A 15,778-nucleotide genomic window follows, 5' to 3' on the forward strand; every position below is an offset into this window, starting at 1 on the left:
TTAAACTAATTCATTTACAAATTCAATTCGAACGCGACCTTCTTCATCTATTTTAGTTAGGTTCACTTCGTGTAATGTATTCACTAATTCTGGATTCCAAGGTGCAATTACTTTTACATAGTTTTCGGTAAATCCATGAATATAACCTTCTTTATTTTCACCTTCAAATAAAACGGTTCTAGTTGTCCCAACCTGACTTTCATAAAAAGCTCTACGTTTTTTAACAGAAAGCCCGCGTAACATTTTACTGCGTTTCGCACGAACATTCTTTGGCACTACTCCATCCATTTCAACCGCTTCCGTGTTATCTCTTTCCGAATAGGTAAAAACGTGCAAATACGAAATATCTAAATCATTCAAAAAATGATACGTTTCCAAGAAATGTTCGTCGGTTTCACCTGGAAAACCAACAATAACATCCACACCGATACAAGCATGTGGCATTACTTCACGAATTTTATTCACTCTATCAACATATAATTCGCGTAAATAACGACGTTTCATTTTCTTTAAAATATCGTTCGAACCCGATTGCAAAGGAATATGAAAATGTGGCACAAAGGTTCTACTTTTTGATACAAATTCAATGGTTTCATTTTTCAATAGATTTGGTTCAATAGAAGAAATACGTAAACGCTCTATTCCTTCGACCTCATCTAAATATTGCACCAATTCTAAAAAAGTATGTTCGTGTTTTTTATTTCCGAATTCGCCTTTCCCGTAATCACCAATATTAACACCCGTTAAAACAATTTCTTTAATTCCTTTCGCTGAAATTTCAGCTGCATTTTTCATTACATTTTCCATAGTATCGCTTCGAGAAATTCCTCTTGCTAATGGAATCGTACAATAGGTACATTTATAATCGCAACCATCTTGTACTTTTAAAAACGCACGAGTTCTATCGCCAATCGAATAACTTCCTACATAAAAATCGGCTTCTTCAATTTCGCATGAATGTACTTCACCCATATCGTTTTTAGACAAGTCATTAATGTAATCGGTAATTTTGAATTTCTCAGTTGCTCCTAAAACTAAATCAACACCATCAACAGCGGCTAATTCTTCTGGTTTTAATTGTGCATAACATCCAACAGCCGCAACAAACGCTTTATCATTCTTTTGTAAAGCTTTGCGCACCACTTGTTTGAATTGTTTATCAGCATTATCGGTAACCGAACATGTATTGATTACATAAATATCGGCTACTTCTTCAAAGTCAACACGATCAAAACCTTCTTCTTGAAAATTTCTGGCAATAGTGGATGTTTCAGAAAAGTTTAATTTACATCCAAGCGTATAAAACGCTACTTTCTTTTTGTTTTCCATAAGTAACACTCAATCAATGAATTCGTTGTCAGAAAATTGAGGAGTGCAAAGATAATGCTAATGTGTTAATTTGACAATAAGTTGATGTGTCAATTTTATAAATAAAAAAAGAGTTCCGAAGAACTCTTTCAAAAACAAACCTAACTAAAAATCACCTTAAGCAAAGCGAGTACTATTGTTCCATAGAGAACAAATAGTAAAATCTCTAATCGATATTTTTCTAAAAATTGCATTATTAATGTTTTATAATTTTCTGAATTGATTTAGTCCCATTTGATTCTAATTCTACTAAATAAATTCCAGCATTTAAATTAGAAACATCAACAGAAGTTTCTGAAATATTAGATTTTCCTTGTTTTACAACTTTACCTTCAATGGAATATATAGTGTAATTGAAATCATCCAATTCTGTTTGTAGATTTAAATTTGATGAAACTGGATTTGGATAGATTTTAAAATCAATTCCCGTAAAAGATGAATTACTTAATAAAGAGGTTTCATTTAAAGATAATAAATAAGTGTCGTTACCACCTTGTGAAGTAGCATTTTGAGTCCCAGAATTTGGGTCAAAATCAACGGTGGCAGCAAAACTCCCGAAAAGTAATAATTTACCTGCTGAAATTTTCATATCATTAGTATACACATTATTTGCACCTCCATAACTTCTTGCCCAAATTAAGTCATTAGTACTTCCAGAAAATTTACCAATAAATACATCATTATTCCCATTACTTGTTAACCAGGTATAACCACTTGCAGGATTTAAATCAATATTTTGCCTAAAGTGACCTGAAAAATAGAAATCATTATTATTATCAAATACTAATGCAAAAGGGTGGATATCCCCTCCTGAAACGTAGCTTGAATTAGTTCTAATTGCACCAGCCCAAACATAACTTCCTGTACTACTCAATTTCCATAAATATCCCGTATTTTTATACGTATAAATTGTTGGGGAACCTGATTGAATATGCATATCACTATTAATATTTACAGTACCAGAATTAGGATCAAAATCAACTACTCTTCCTCTAAATGTTCCAATCGCAACAACATTATCATTTACATCAATCGCTATTTCTCGTAAAAAAGTTTCTTGAGTTGAAGCATAAATATTACCTGATATATTATTATCTGTTGTATTTAAAGTTGCTTTCCAAATATAATTTCCAACAGAGGATAATTTTACTATAAATCCAGCAGAAAAACTAGTTTGAGCAGAAACGCTTTGCACACCAGCATTAGGATCAAAATCAGAAGCACCTTTAAAAGTTCCAGCTACAATAATATTGTCTGTACTATCAACTTTTATTGAAGTTCCCATGTTTCCATTTGTATCAGTTGTCACAAATGATTTTGCCCATACGTAATCTAAGTTAGTGTCTAATTTTAACACATAAGCTTCTCCTCCAGAAGTAGTTGTTAATGAATTATTTACACTAATATTTGGATTAAAATCTACTGTTCCTCTATAAATACCGGTTAAAATTAAATTGTTATTAGAATCCACATCCATTGCATTAACAATATCATCACCTGCACCACCAATTGCTTTAGAAAAAGCATATGCTAAATCATCATATTTTACAATAAAAAAATCTTTACTTGTTCCAAAATTATAAACGGCATGGCCATTTTGAGCAGCGCTTGGATCTAAATCTATAATCTGTTCAAAAACTCCAGCAACAGTTGTATAACCGTTATTATCTATTAAAATACTTGAACCAACATCATTTCCTGGCCCACCTATAGATATTCCATTTATAAAATTTCCGGCTGCATCAAATTTTTGAATAAAAATATCAGTACCGCCAACTGCAGTAACATTCAAAGTTCCACTTGAAGGATCTAAATCTAAAGTACCAGAATAGGTGCCTAATGCATAAACATTACCTGATGCATCTGTAGCAATTTTTGTTGCATAATCGTTAGTTGCATTACCTGTTGTTTTAACCCAATCAAAAGTTTGTGAATTTAAATTTACTCCATAAAAAGCAAACATTAATAAAAGTAGAATTCGTTTCATAATTGTAATTTTTAAAGTTTTACAATTCGAAAGTAGTACGATTTAGAGACCTTTAAATATAAGGTTTAATAGTTGCAATCTTTAACTTAATAAATGCATGGATTTGTTTAATTTTTGAAATACTAAAAATAGAAACTTAATTGTACTTTTACTTTGGCAGAAATATATTCATTTATGAGACAATTAATTTCATTTTTTTTAATCATTTCTAATTTCGTTTTTTCTCAAAACAACAAGGATACAGATTATAAATACAACAAAACTATTAAAGTGGCTGAAGTGATTTTTCAAAATTTAGAAAAAGTTAATTCTTCTGATAGTATAAAAAATAAAATATTGGAAGGCATTCGCTTAGTTGATAAATACGAAACAAAAGAAGCAGAAATTCTTTATGCAAAATTATTAACCGAGTTAAGTTGGTGTGAATATCAAAAAAATGATTTTTTAAAAGCCATTGAAATACAATTAAATGCTCAAAAAATATTTGAAAATCATAACGATTTAAGTCAGCTTGCAACCTCAAACTTCAGGTTAGGAAGTTATTACATTAAAATAGGTAGTGAATATAATAACCTTGGTAGTAAAGACGAACGTAAAACAGCGCAACAAGTAGCATTGGGCTATTTAAAACAATCCGTAAAACTTGCTGAAAATATTAAAAATAATGAAAAATACCTTCAAGCACTTGGTGGATTAGCAAATTATTATGTTGCACAAAAAAACATTGATAGTACAATCTATTATAGCAAAATAATGCTACAAAAATCAACTCCTGAAGATTATAAAATGAAAGTAATGGCTAATAATTATTTAGGACTGATGAGTTGTGAAAAGGAAGATTATATTGCAGCCGAAAAATATTTTAAAAATGCAATTGCTGATGCTGAAAAGTCTAATGCAGTATCACTTTTATCTGCAAAAGGAAATTTGGCATATGTGTACATGAAACAAAAAAAATATAAGCAAGCCAAAATAAATGTTTTTGAATTAATTGAAACCAATAAAAAATTAAAAAAACTACATAACATAGGTAAAAATTATGCTACTTTATATGATATTTATAAAGGAGAAAATAAAATCGATAGCGCTTTATATGCGTATGACATGTATTATGTGTATCGCGATAGTGTAGTTGACCAAAAACACAAAGATTTAATTAAAGAATTAAACATAAAATACGAAACCGAAAAGAAAGAAGCTGAAATTACTATTTTGAAACAAAAAGAGAAGATTCAAACTTTCGAATTAGAGAAAAACAAACAATTGTTAACATTTTCTGTAATCGGTTTAATTTTAATCATGTTAACGAGTTTGATTGTATTCTTTTATCAAAAGAAAATTAATACGATTCAAAATTTAGCGTTACGTTCAAAGTTAACACGTTCGCAATTTAATCCGCATTATATAAACAATGCATTTACTTCACTTCAAGCCACATTAATTGAACATGATTTGGATGAAAGTTTAATTAATTATACTTCTGATATTTCTCGCTTTTCTCGCTTATTATTAGAAAGTACTTTTAAAGATGAATGGACATTATTTGAAGAAAAACAAATGATGGAAAATTATTTAAAAACGCAACAACATCGATATGAAAACAATTTTGAATTTACCATTTCTAACAATTTTTCAAATGATGAATTACACCAATATAAATTACCAAGTGCTTTAACACAAACGGTTTTAGAAAACGCAATTGAACATGGTGGTTATCAAAACAATATAGGTGGAAAAATTGAAATTGCAATTCATAAAATGAATAATCAATTTGAGATTGTAATAAAAAATAATAAAATTGGAGACGAAACAAATTCAACTAAAAAAGTAAATAATGAACCGTCGCGTGGTTTAGAAATCACAAAACAACGAATGGAATTACATCAAAAAATTCATAAAACAAAAACAGATTTCAAATTTGAAATGTATGAAAATGAAGTTTTAGTTACATTTGTTTTACCGCTTTTAAACGCTTAACATGAAGGTTTTAGTTTTAGACGATGATAATAAAATCAGTAATATGATTAAATCGCTTTTAGAGAAGTATTTTTCTAAAAGTATTAAACAAATCGATACCGTTTCTAATGTTGAAGAAGCTGTAAAAGCCATTAATGCTGAAAACTATCAACTCTATTTGTTTGATATTCATTTAGGCAATGAAACAAGTTTTGAAATTTTTAATCAAATTGAAAAAACAAAGGCTAAGCTCATTTTCATAACTGGACATGAAAAATATGCGATTAACGCCATAAAACATCAAGCCGTAGATTATATTCTAAAACCTATTAATATATCTGAATTCAAAAATTCAGTTGAAAAAGTATTAGAAAGTATTCTAAAAGAACAAAAGATTGGAAGTGTGAACCAATTTGTCATAAAACAAGAAAACTCATTAATATTAAAAGCTTTAGAAAGCATTAAAATGGTTAAACTTAATGAAGTGGTTTATTTAGAAGCAAGCGGACCTTACACGGAAGTTTATCTAACTAATGGCGATAAAATTACGGTAACCAAACATTTAAAAGATTTCGAAAATAAATTAGAAAACACTGGGTTTTATAGAATTCATAATTCGTTTATTATTAATACGCTTAAAATGATTGGTATTACCAAAAAAGACGGCTATACAGTAGAAATGCAAAACAATAAATCATTGGCTATTTCCAGCAGAAGAAAAGATGATTTTATGCATTTTTTAGAACAAAATTTAGAAATCTAATGTAACCTTTTCAAAATCTTCTCGTATAACTACTAAAAAGTTATGGCTGGAGAAGGTGCAATGTCTCATGCGATTCAAAGCTTAAAATTTAATCGCGCACAAAAAAGAAGTCAACGCAGAGATAAATTAAATTTTACTGATTATCATTCTAATCACGATGATGTTGGTCACGATCCTATAAAATCAACCCCCGAACAATTGGAAGCTATTCGTTTGCGCATGCAAGCTGAAAATAAAAAAAGAAAGAAAACCCAAATTATTTTGGCCATTCTTTCTTTTGTAGTTGCAATATTTTTAATCTATGTTATTAGTAACATGAATTGGATTGGTGTTCAACCCAACTTTTAACTATTCTTTTCTCCACTTTTTAGTTTCTTCGAAAACATGTTCTAAAATGGCAGCATCTTGTTCGCTAAATTCAACGTGACGACGACTCATAACAATTCTTGCCGTTTCAAATGCTTTTTTGGTAATATAAGTTGTAAACCCGGAAGCACCACCCCAAGAGAAACTTGGGACAAAATTTCTTGGAAATCCGCTTCCAAAAATATTTGCAGAAACACCTACAACAGTTCCTGTATTAAACATAGTATTGATTCCGCATTTACTGTGATCGCCCATCATAAGTCCACAAAATTGTAAACCTGTTTTTGCAAAACCTTCGGTTTCATAACTCCACAAACGTACTTCTTCGTAGTTATTCTTTAAGTTGGAATTATTTGAATCGGCACCTATATTACACCATTCCCCTAAAACTGAGTTTCCCAGAAACCCGTCGTGACCTTTATTAGAATATGCAAATAATACCGAATTATTAACTTCACCTCCTACTCTACAATGTGGACCAACAGTAGTTGCTCCGTAAATCTTTGCGCCCAATTTTACTTGAGCTTCTTCGCATAATGCAAAAGGTCCACGAATTAATGAACCCTCCATTATTTCAGCATTTCTACCAATGTAAATTGGCCCGCTTGATGCATTTAAGGTTACAAACTCAAGCTTTGCTCCTTTTTCAATAAAAATATTTTCTGGCGAAATTACATTAACACTTTTCGGTATAGGTTGCGATGTTCTACCTTCAGTAACTAACATAAAATCTTCACGAATAGCAATATCGTTTTTTGAAAAAATATCCCAAGTGTTTTCAATTCGAATACAATCCTCATCATAATCGATTAAATCATATTCATCAAAATCGATATCTTCTTGTGTATCATTCGTATAAAAAGCAATAATTTCTTCACCTGAAATAATCGCCTGATTTTTTTCTAAATTTAAAATCATTTCCACTAAAACTTCATTAGGAAAAAACGAAGCATTAATCATAATGTTTTCTTCCATTTCTACCATCGGATATTTATCCATTAAATATTCCTCCGTTAATGTTGTTGTAGTATAACCTAAGTATTTTTCCCATTTTTCACGAATGGTTAAAATTCCTACACGAATATCAGCAACTGGGCGAGTGAAAGTAAACGGTAATAAAGCATTACGAACCGTTCCGTCAAAAAGTATATAGTTCATTATTTTAGTTTAAAAGTCTAAAGTTACAAAGTTTAAAGTTTTTATTTTAAGAAGCACAAAAAAAGTTTTTATTGATTACAAAACCCGAACAATGCGAAGCATTGTAATCTTTTATGCAGAATAATCTGAAAAAGCTCTGAATTTCAAGACAAAGTCTGCAGAGTTTTTCAGATGGTTTTAAACATAGTTTAAAAATTCCTCATAAAAGTGTCCTTTCTTTTGGTAAAGATTGCTTCGTTCCTCGCAATGACTCAAAAAAAAAGCTTCACAAATTGTGAAGCTTTTCTATATTTTGAAATCCAACGATTATTTGCTGAATTTAGCGTATTTGTTTTTGAATTTATCAATACGACCAGCTGTATCGATAAGTTTAGATTTACCAGTATAAAATGGGTGAGATGTTCTCGAAATCTCCATTTTAAACACAGGATACTCAACACCATCAACTTCGATAGTTTCTTTAGTTTCTACTGTAGATTTTGTAATAAATACGTCTTCGTTAGACATGTCTTTGAAAGCTACTAATCTGTAATTTTCTGGGTGAATACCTTTTTTCATAATGTAAATCTTTTTATTTGTGATTACCTGTTACTCCGCGGCTTTCTTCTCAAAAGGTGTAAGCAACATAATAACCTTTTATTATTAATCGTTTTTATTAGAGAGTGCAAATTTACATTATTTTTTTAATATACAAGCGATAGTGTAACTTTTTTTACTTGATTTATACTAATAGAAGATAAGTAATATTTCTCTTATATTTGTAAAACTAAACAACCAAAAACTATGAATGAAATTGTAAAGAAAAACTCAGTTAAATACGGAATTATTGCCGGAGTATTTGCGTTACTATTAACTTCTACTATGTATGCTGTAAATTTAGAGTTATTTGCTAAATGGTGGATTGGAGTTACAAACATTATTATCTATACCGCATTAGGTATTTTTGCAATGGTTCAAACTAAAAAAGAATTAAACGGAGTTTACACATTTAAAGATGCATTTACCACATATTTTGTTTATGCTGTAATTGGTATTGCAATTTCAATTGCTTTTAATATTATTTTATTTAATTTTATAGATCCAGGTGCAAAAGAAACTCTGAAAGAAATTTCTATTGAAGCTGCTGTATCTATGATGAAGAAGTTTGGAGCTCCTTCAGATGCAATCAAAAAAGCTGTTGAAGATATGAGTAACAGTGATCAGTTTGGAATTGTTGAGCAACTTAAAGGTTCTGTGTTTAGTATTATTTTCAGTGCTATCTTTGCAGCAATATTAGCTGCTATCTTCAAAAGTAAACCAAAAGAACAATTCTAATACATGAATTTATCTATAGTAATTCCATTATTAAACGAACAAGAGTCGTTACCCGAATTATACAATTGGATTAAGAAAGTTATGACTAGTCATAACTTTTCTTATGAAATATGGTTTATAGACGATGGTAGCACTGATAACTCTTGGCAAATAATTGAAAACCTTTCACAACAAGATAACAACGTGAAAGGTATTCGCTTTTTTAAAAATTATGGTAAAAGCCAAGCGTTACATGCTGGATTTGCCAGAACTAATGGCGACGTAATTATTACTATGGATGCTGATTTACAAGATAGTCCGGATGAAATACCTGAATTATATAATTTAATTACAAACGAAGGTTATGATTTAGTTTCAGGATGGAAAAAGAAACGATACGATTCGGTTATTGGAAAAAACATCCCTTCAAAATTATTTAATTGGGCTGCCCGAAAAACTTCCGGTGTAAAATTGCACGACTTTAATTGCGGACTAAAGGCGTACAGTAAAAATGTGGTGAAAAACATTGAAGTTTCTGGAGAAATGCATCGTTACATTCCAGTTTTAGCAAAAAATGCTGGTTTTTCAAATATTGGTGAAAAAGTGGTTATTCATCAAGCTAGAAAATATGGCCAATCAAAATTTGGCATGAACCGCTTTATCAATGGATTTTTAGACTTAATTACTATTTGGTTTTTATCAAGATTCGGCAAAAGACCAATGCATTTATTTGGTGCCTTAGGTGTTTTAATGTTTGTCATTGGTATGCTTTCTGCTGGTTTTATTGGTTTTTCTAAACTTTGGAAATTATACCATCACGAGCCAGCAATATTGGTAACAGATAATCCTTGGTTTTATATTTCTTTAACTACAATGATAATTGGAACACAGATGTTTTTAGCGGGATTTCTAGGTGAAATTATTTTACGTACAAAGAACAATGAAGAACGTTATAAGATTTCAAAAGAAATATAAGTTACTGTAATTCTTCGTAAATTTGCCCTCTTAATTAATTAGAAATGCATATTGACAAACATATATTAGACAAAGTAAACGAGTGGTTAACACCAACTTTTGATAAAAAAACACAAGACATCATAGAAGAAATGATGACTTCTTCTCCTAAAGAACTTGAAGATAGCTTTTACAAAAATCTAGAGTTTGGAACAGGTGGAATGCGAGGTGTAATGGGTGTTGGCACCAATCGAATTAATAAATATACCTTGGGTAAAAACACACAAGGACTTTCTAATTATATGAAGAAAGTTTTTGCTGGTGAAGAATTAAAAGTTGCTATTGCTTACGATTGTCGTCATAATAGTGATACTCTTGCAAAAGTTGTTGCTGATGTTTTTTCGGCAAATGGAATTAAAGTATTTCTTTTTTCTGAAATGCGACCAACACCAGAATTATCATTCACCGTTCGTCATTTAGATTGTCATGCTGGTATTGTCTTAACTGCATCTCACAATCCGCCTGAATACAACGGATATAAGGTTTATTGGCAAGATGGCGGACAATTAGTTCCTCCTCAAGATGGCGAAATAATTCAAGTGATAGAAAGTTTACAATACAGCGATATTAATTTTGATGCCAACGAAAGCTTAATTCAATATATCGATAAAGATTTAGATGAAGCGTTTTGGAAATCAACTGTTGAAAATGCAAGTTTCAACACACCTCAAAATGCAAAAGATAATCTTAAAATTGTCTATACTTCTTTACACGGAACGTCTATAAAAGCTATTCCAAGTGTTTTAGCATTAGCAGGTTATAATGATGTAAACATTGTAAAAGAACAAGCTGAACCAGATGGAAATTTCCCAACAGTAAAATCACCAAATCCGGAAGAACCAGAAGCTTTAACTATGGCAATTGAATTAGCAAATAAAATTAATGCTGATATTGTTGTAGGAACTGATCCAGATTCGGATCGATTAGGAGTTGCTGTTCGTGATTTAGATGGCAAAATGAAATTACTAAATGGTAATCAAACTATGGTTATCATGACGGCTTTTCTATTAGAGCAATGGAAAAGAGCTGGAAAAATTACAGGAAAAGAATTCATTGGTTCGACAATTGTGTCTACACCAATGATGCTTGATTTAGCAGAAGCTTATAAAGTTGAATGTAAAGTGGGATTAACTGGTTTTAAATGGATTGCTAAATTCATAAAAGATTTTCCAGAATTACAGTTCATTGGCGGCGGTGAGGAAAGTTTTGGTTACATGGTTGGCGACAACGTTCGTGATAAAGATGCTGTAGCAGCAATACTATTAGTTTGTGAAATTGCAGCCTTAGCAAAAGCTTCTGGAAGTAGTTTGTTTCAGGAATTAATTAACTTGTCTGTTGATTTTGGTTTTTACAAAGAGCATTTAATTTCAATTACTAAAAAAGGGATAGAAGGCGCTAACGAAATCAAACAAATGATGATTGATTTACGTGAAAATCCGTTAAAAGAAATTGCTAATCAAAGAGTTGTTTGCATTGAAGATTATCAAACTTCAAAGGGTAAAGACTTAATGAATGGAGATGAATTCGAAATTTCAATTCCAAAATCAAACGTTTTGATCTACTATTTAGAAGATGGCTCTAAGATTTGTGCTAGACCAAGTGGAACAGAACCAAAAATTAAGTTTTACATTAGTGTAAACCAACCATTAGATTCTAAAGAGGATTATTTAAAAGTAGAAAAACAATTGGATAGCAAAATTGATGCTATCATTTCAGAAATGAACTTGAATTAATGAAAACAACATTTTTTAAAATAATCCGATTTGCTAAACCTTATAAAAAATTTATTTTTCTAAATATCTTTTTCAATATTTTATATGCTTTATTTAACGCGCTTTCATTTGTGATGTTAATCCCAATGTTAGATGTTATGTTTGGTAATACTGAAAAAGTTTCTGAAAAACCTGTTTACACTACTCTTTCAGAAATAGATAAATTTGGTAAACAATATTTAGATTATACAATCACCCAAGCAAACCTTGAAAAAGGAGAAGAATACGGTTTATTTTTAATGATATGTCTAGTCATCATTACTTTTTTTCTAAAAAATCTGTTTAACTATCTGGCTACTTATAATGTTACTTTTTTAAGAAACGGAACTTTAAGAGATTTAAGAATTGCTTTATATGAAAAGATTATAAGTTTACCTATTAGTTTTTATTCTGAAAAAAGAAGAGGTGATGTTATGGTAAGACTTACGAATGATGTGGGAGAAGTTCAGTTTTCATTTTTATCCATTTTAGAGATTATTTTTAAAGAACCTTTAACCATTTTGTTTACACTTGGAACAATGTTCTTTATTAGTACTAAACTTACCATTTTTGTATTAATTTTCATTCCACTTTCAGGCTTTATAATCTCCTTACTAGGGAAAAGCTTAAAAAGAAAGTCAAAAAGAGTTCAACAAGAAACAGGAATGTATTTGTCTGTAATTGACGAAACATTATCTGGATTAAAAGTTATTAAGAGTTACAATGCTGAGAACACTTTCTTTGATAAATTTTCAACGTCAGCAAACAAGCTTTATCGCTATTCGAATAGTTTATTAAACCGAAACAACATTGCTTCACCATTAAGCGAATTTTTAGGAATTGTTGTAATTGCTACTTTATTATGGTTTGGTGGGCGAATGGTTTTAATTGAAGAATCTTTAAAAGGAACAGATTTTATTGCCTACATGGGATTAGCTTATGGAATATTAACTCCAGCTAAAGCGATTTCAAAAGCAAACTACACGCTAAAATCTGCTATGGCAGCTGCTGATAGAATTTTAGAAATTTTAGAACAAAAAAGTTCTATAACTAATAAAGAAGAAGCTTTAGAAAAGCAAAATTTCGAATCAGAGATTAGTATTCAAAATATCAACTTTAGATATCAAGATGAAAACGTACTGAAAAACTTTTCATTAACAGTTCCAAAAGGAAAAACAGTTGCTCTTGTAGGACAATCGGGTTCTGGAAAAAGTACAATTGCTAATTTACTAACTCGTTTTTACGATGTTAATGAAGGTAGTATTCAAATTGACGGCACTGATATTCGTGACTGGAATATGCATTCATTGAGAGGTTTAATGGGCTTAGTTACTCAAGATTCTATTTTGTTTAACGATAGTATTAAAAACAATCTTTTAATAGGAAAGCCAAACGCAACAGAAGAAGAAATTATAGAGGCTTTAAAAATAGCAAATGCATATGAATTTGTTAAAGATCTACCTGAAGGAATTGAAACTAACATTGGTGATGCTGGTGGAAAACTTTCTGGCGGACAAAAACAACGCTTATCTATTGCGCGTGCTGTATTAAAAAATCCTCCGATTATGATTTTAGACGAAGCAACATCTGCTTTAGATACAGAAAGTGAAAAACTGGTTCAAGTGGCACTTGAAAACATGATGCAAAACAGAACTTCAGTTGTAATTGCTCACCGACTTTCTACCATTCAAAAAGCAGATACAATTGTAGTTATGCAAAAAGGTGAAATCGTAGAACAAGGTAATCATGAAGAACTTTTAGCCAAAAATGGAACCTATGCTAAATTAGTTTCGCTACAATCTTTCGAATAAATTTTATAAAAAAAATTTTACTATCTCCATTTATTACTAAATTTATGGAGATATTTTTTTATGTATATACACAATCCAAATATAAAACTAACAGAGAACGATGAAACAGCCGTTTGGAAATACTTAGATTTATCTAAGTTTCTTGATATGTTGTTATCGGATCAATTGTTTATGTCGCGTTCAGATAAATTTGAAGATCAATACGAAGGAACTTTTAGCGAACCTACCTATGAAGAGATTAAGAAAATTGCGGCTAACAATCCAAAGTTTTTAGATTATTATAAATCGCATCGTGAAAAGGTAGTGATTAGCTCTTGGCACGCAAATGAATACGAATCGTTTGCCATGTGGCAAATATTTACCAAGAATAATGAAGGTATAGCTTTACAGTCAACTATTGGAAGACTAAAAGAAGCTTTGAAACCCGAAAAACATTACGAGCAATACATCGGCGAAGTTAATTATATAGATTACAAGAAAGATTTTATTCCTTTTGATGATACCTTTTTCCCTTTCCTTTTTAAGCGAAAAAGTTTTCAATACGAACGTGAAATTAGAATTATTTCTGATGTTAGTAATACAAACTTAACAATCGATAATGGATTAAAAATTGGAGTTAATCTGAACCAATTAATTGAGAAAATTTACATTCACCCGAAAAGTGAAAACTGGTATAAAAAATTGGTAATCGAATTGGTAGAAAAATTAGGATTCAATTTTACCATTGAAAAATCTGATTTGGAAAGTGATATTCTTATTTAGCAATAAGCAATAAGTACAAAGCAATAGACCCAAAAAAATATTGGAGATAAGCTTAACAATATAAAAATAAAATTTTTTGCTTTCAAAAATCCAATTTCATACATTCTAAATAAGTTAATGATTGAAAAGGCGAAATTTAATAAATGGAAGAAATAACAAAAAAATATTCCAATTTTATAAATCTGATGTAACTCTGAATATCTAAAGCTTCCTATTATTTTACAAAATATCATTGTAAAAACTAGTAAAGTAATTATTAAATAAGAATTTCTTTTTACATTTTCAAACATAGAAACAGCTTGTAATTAAATACATATTGCTCCTTATATATATTTAATATATCTTCTTTAATCTACTTTTACTAAAATACCTTCACTTATTGTGACGTTAAGTTGACTTGAATAAGTATTTCGAAATTTTAAAGTATCAGAATTTACTTTTTTTACTTCCATAATTACTCTAGGTAATTTTAAAGAAATTGAATCTAATTTATCTTTAGGTTGAATAAACTCTTTAATCCTAGGCTGAATAAATACAAACTCACTTAAATAATAAAAGGTCTCACCTTGACTATTATTTATTTTTTCTATAGAACCTTTAATTTCATCAATAGGATTATCTTTATTTTCATATTGATAAATTTCTCTTGTATAATGATTTTCAGACAAGAAAACTAAATTAAAGCTTGCTTCAACAAAAACATTTTCTTTTCTTTTAAAGAAAGCTTTATATGTTCCTTTTAAATCATTTGAATCCGATGATATAAATAAACCAGATAAAAGAAAAAGACAATATTTATACATAAAAAGTGAACTAATTAATCGGAGAATATTCTTCAGCTTGCCAACCGTCTTGTAGTAAATTTACGTAATGATAATGTACTTTATCGTTTTTATCTAAAGCACCATTTTTATTGATATCTTCTATACAACGGAAATACAATCTGTTTAAAGATTCGATAATATTCCAATCGATAACTTCATTTAAATCACCAGAAATCTTAGTAAACATTGTTCCATCAATATTACTCAAATACAACGATTTAATGTCGTTTTGGTCAATTTTTCCATCTTTGTTGGTATCACTATCAACCAAAGTGTACACTAAAATTTGTTTTTTAGTTTTTGCAGCCAAATCGTTTAAATACGTTACGGTTTGTATTTGCACTTTATGCGTGGTTAACGCACAAACATTTGTAGAATCGATATGCTGAAACTTTAAATTATCAAAATAACCTGTTAATTCAAATCGGTTATAATTAGAAATAGCATAACTTACTTGATTGGTTTTACTCGAACCGTATGAAGAACCTCTATAGTTATCATACACGCGCATATCGCCAACAGGATGAATTAAGTATTTTGTCCCTTCCATTAATATTGGTAAATCAGCAATCTTAATAGAAGAGGTATCTACTTTTTGAACTTCAACTGTTGCTGAAGATTCTTTAGATTCTTCATATTTAACTTTCGGTGTTTCTTTTTCTTTTTTACAGCTTAAAAATGAAATCGAGACAATCAATATTAAAAGACTAGAAAGTGTACGCATA

General features: G+C 29.9%; 14 protein-coding genes. 8 read left to right on the top strand and 6 right to left on the bottom strand.

Annotated features, from left to right (window positions below; all coding sequences use genetic code 11):
• Positions 1-1,329, bottom strand: coding sequence for a tRNA (N(6)-L-threonylcarbamoyladenosine(37)-C(2))-methylthiotransferase MtaB (gene mtaB, locus KK2020170_RS12830; protein WP_221258713.1), 1,329 nt, complete (start codon positions 1,327-1,329; stop codon positions 1-3).
• A gap of 235 nt (positions 1,330-1,564) precedes the next feature.
• Positions 1,565-3,355, bottom strand: a complete 1,791-nt coding sequence (locus KK2020170_RS12835; protein WP_221258714.1) for a T9SS type A sorting domain-containing protein — start codon at positions 3,353-3,355, stop codon at positions 1,565-1,567.
• A gap of 174 nt (positions 3,356-3,529) precedes the next feature.
• On the opposite strand from KK2020170_RS12835, the gene KK2020170_RS12840 reads away from it, so the two are divergent.
• From KK2020170_RS12840 to KK2020170_RS12850, 3 genes are read left to right on the top strand one after another with little or no spacing between them, the layout of a single operon-like run.
• Positions 3,530-5,332 carry a histidine kinase gene (locus KK2020170_RS12840; protein ID WP_221258715.1) on the top strand — a complete coding sequence of 601 codons (1,803 nt, stop codon included), beginning with the start codon at positions 3,530-3,532 and terminating at the stop codon, positions 5,330-5,332.
• A 1-nt stretch (position 5,333) separates the two neighbouring features.
• A complete protein-coding gene (locus KK2020170_RS12845; protein WP_221258716.1) occupies positions 5,334-6,074 on the top strand; it encodes a LytR/AlgR family response regulator transcription factor in 741 nt (246 codons plus the stop codon).
• A 42-nt stretch (positions 6,075-6,116) separates the two neighbouring features.
• Complete coding sequence (locus tag KK2020170_RS12850; RefSeq protein ID WP_221258717.1) at positions 6,117-6,422, top strand: hypothetical protein; 306 nt, start codon at positions 6,117-6,119, stop codon at positions 6,420-6,422.
• Here KK2020170_RS12850 and KK2020170_RS12855 read toward each other — a convergent pair whose 3' ends face one another.
• Both KK2020170_RS12855 and KK2020170_RS12860 read right to left on the bottom strand, forming a co-directional pair.
• Entirely contained in the window at positions 6,423-7,598 is a 1,176-nt protein-coding gene (locus tag KK2020170_RS12855) for a GlmU family protein (RefSeq protein ID WP_221258718.1), read from the bottom strand.
• A 306-nt stretch (positions 7,599-7,904) separates the two neighbouring features.
• Complete coding sequence (locus tag KK2020170_RS12860) at positions 7,905-8,156, bottom strand: type B 50S ribosomal protein L31 (protein ID WP_072780351.1); 252 nt, start codon at positions 8,154-8,156, stop codon at positions 7,905-7,907.
• Positions 8,157-8,381: 225 nt separating this feature from the next.
• On the opposite strand from KK2020170_RS12860, the gene KK2020170_RS12865 reads away from it, so the two are divergent.
• Genes KK2020170_RS12865 through KK2020170_RS12885 form a run of 5 tightly spaced genes read left to right on the top strand, consistent with a single transcriptional unit; the run spans position 8,382 to position 14,229 of the window.
• Positions 8,382-8,912, top strand: coding sequence for a DUF4199 domain-containing protein (locus KK2020170_RS12865; protein WP_221258719.1), 531 nt, complete (start codon positions 8,382-8,384; stop codon positions 8,910-8,912).
• 3 nt (positions 8,913-8,915) lie between these two features.
• Positions 8,916-9,866 carry a glycosyltransferase family 2 protein gene (locus tag KK2020170_RS12870; protein WP_221258720.1) on the top strand — a complete coding sequence of 317 codons (951 nt, stop codon included), beginning with the start codon at positions 8,916-8,918 and terminating at the stop codon, positions 9,864-9,866.
• A 44-nt stretch (positions 9,867-9,910) separates the two neighbouring features.
• On the top strand, positions 9,911-11,638 hold the full coding sequence (locus KK2020170_RS12875) for a phospho-sugar mutase (RefSeq protein ID WP_221258721.1): 1,728 nt from the start codon (positions 9,911-9,913) through the stop codon (positions 11,636-11,638).
• Positions 11,638-13,467, top strand: coding sequence for an ABC transporter ATP-binding protein (locus tag KK2020170_RS12880; protein ID WP_221258722.1), 1,830 nt, complete (start codon positions 11,638-11,640; stop codon positions 13,465-13,467). The genes KK2020170_RS12875 and KK2020170_RS12880 overlap by 1 nt, the downstream gene beginning before the upstream one ends.
• 60 nt (positions 13,468-13,527) lie before the next feature.
• Positions 13,528-14,229, top strand: coding sequence for a hypothetical protein (locus KK2020170_RS12885; protein WP_221258723.1), 702 nt, complete (start codon positions 13,528-13,530; stop codon positions 14,227-14,229).
• Positions 14,230-14,576: 347 nt separating this feature from the next.
• Here KK2020170_RS12885 and KK2020170_RS12890 read toward each other — a convergent pair whose 3' ends face one another.
• Positions 14,577-15,032 (bottom strand): hypothetical protein, encoded by a 456-nt coding sequence (locus KK2020170_RS12890; protein ID WP_221258724.1) that lies wholly within the window; start codon positions 15,030-15,032, stop codon positions 14,577-14,579.
• Between the two features lie 10 nt (positions 15,033-15,042).
• Positions 15,043-15,777 carry a CREC-EF hand family protein gene (locus KK2020170_RS12895; RefSeq protein WP_221258725.1) on the bottom strand — a complete coding sequence of 245 codons (735 nt, stop codon included), beginning with the start codon at positions 15,775-15,777 and terminating at the stop codon, positions 15,043-15,045.
• Position 15,778 lies beyond the last annotated feature (1 nt).

This window comes from Flavobacterium okayamense (assembly GCF_019702945.1).
Taxonomy (GTDB): domain Bacteria; phylum Bacteroidota; class Bacteroidia; order Flavobacteriales; family Flavobacteriaceae; genus Flavobacterium; species Flavobacterium okayamense.

Bases quoted from the DNA above. Each gene is read 5' to 3' on its own strand.
- mtaB (WP_221258713.1), bottom strand. From the start codon at position 1,329: ATGGAAAACAAAAAGAAAGTAGCGTTTTATACGCTTGGATGTAAATTA.
- KK2020170_RS12835 (WP_221258714.1), bottom strand. From the start codon at position 3,355: ATGAAACGAATTCTACTTTTATTAATGTTTGCTTTTTATGGAGTAAAT.
- KK2020170_RS12840 (WP_221258715.1), top strand. From the start codon at position 3,530: ATGAGACAATTAATTTCATTTTTTTTAATCATTTCTAATTTCGTTTTT.
- KK2020170_RS12845 (WP_221258716.1), top strand. From the start codon at position 5,334: ATGAAGGTTTTAGTTTTAGACGATGATAATAAAATCAGTAATATGATT.
- KK2020170_RS12850 (WP_221258717.1), top strand. From the start codon at position 6,117: ATGGCTGGAGAAGGTGCAATGTCTCATGCGATTCAAAGCTTAAAATTT.
- KK2020170_RS12855 (WP_221258718.1), bottom strand. From the start codon at position 7,598: ATGAACTATATACTTTTTGACGGAACGGTTCGTAATGCTTTATTACCG.
- KK2020170_RS12860 (WP_072780351.1), bottom strand. From the start codon at position 8,156: ATGAAAAAAGGTATTCACCCAGAAAATTACAGATTAGTAGCTTTCAAA.
- KK2020170_RS12865 (WP_221258719.1), top strand. From the start codon at position 8,382: ATGAATGAAATTGTAAAGAAAAACTCAGTTAAATACGGAATTATTGCC.
- KK2020170_RS12870 (WP_221258720.1), top strand. From the start codon at position 8,916: ATGAATTTATCTATAGTAATTCCATTATTAAACGAACAAGAGTCGTTA.
- KK2020170_RS12875 (WP_221258721.1), top strand. From the start codon at position 9,911: ATGCATATTGACAAACATATATTAGACAAAGTAAACGAGTGGTTAACA.
- KK2020170_RS12880 (WP_221258722.1), top strand. From the start codon at position 11,638: ATGAAAACAACATTTTTTAAAATAATCCGATTTGCTAAACCTTATAAA.
- KK2020170_RS12885 (WP_221258723.1), top strand. From the start codon at position 13,528: ATGTATATACACAATCCAAATATAAAACTAACAGAGAACGATGAAACA.
- KK2020170_RS12890 (WP_221258724.1), bottom strand. From the start codon at position 15,032: ATGTATAAATATTGTCTTTTTCTTTTATCTGGTTTATTTATATCATCG.
- KK2020170_RS12895 (WP_221258725.1), bottom strand. From the start codon at position 15,777: ATGCGTACACTTTCTAGTCTTTTAATATTGATTGTCTCGATTTCATTT.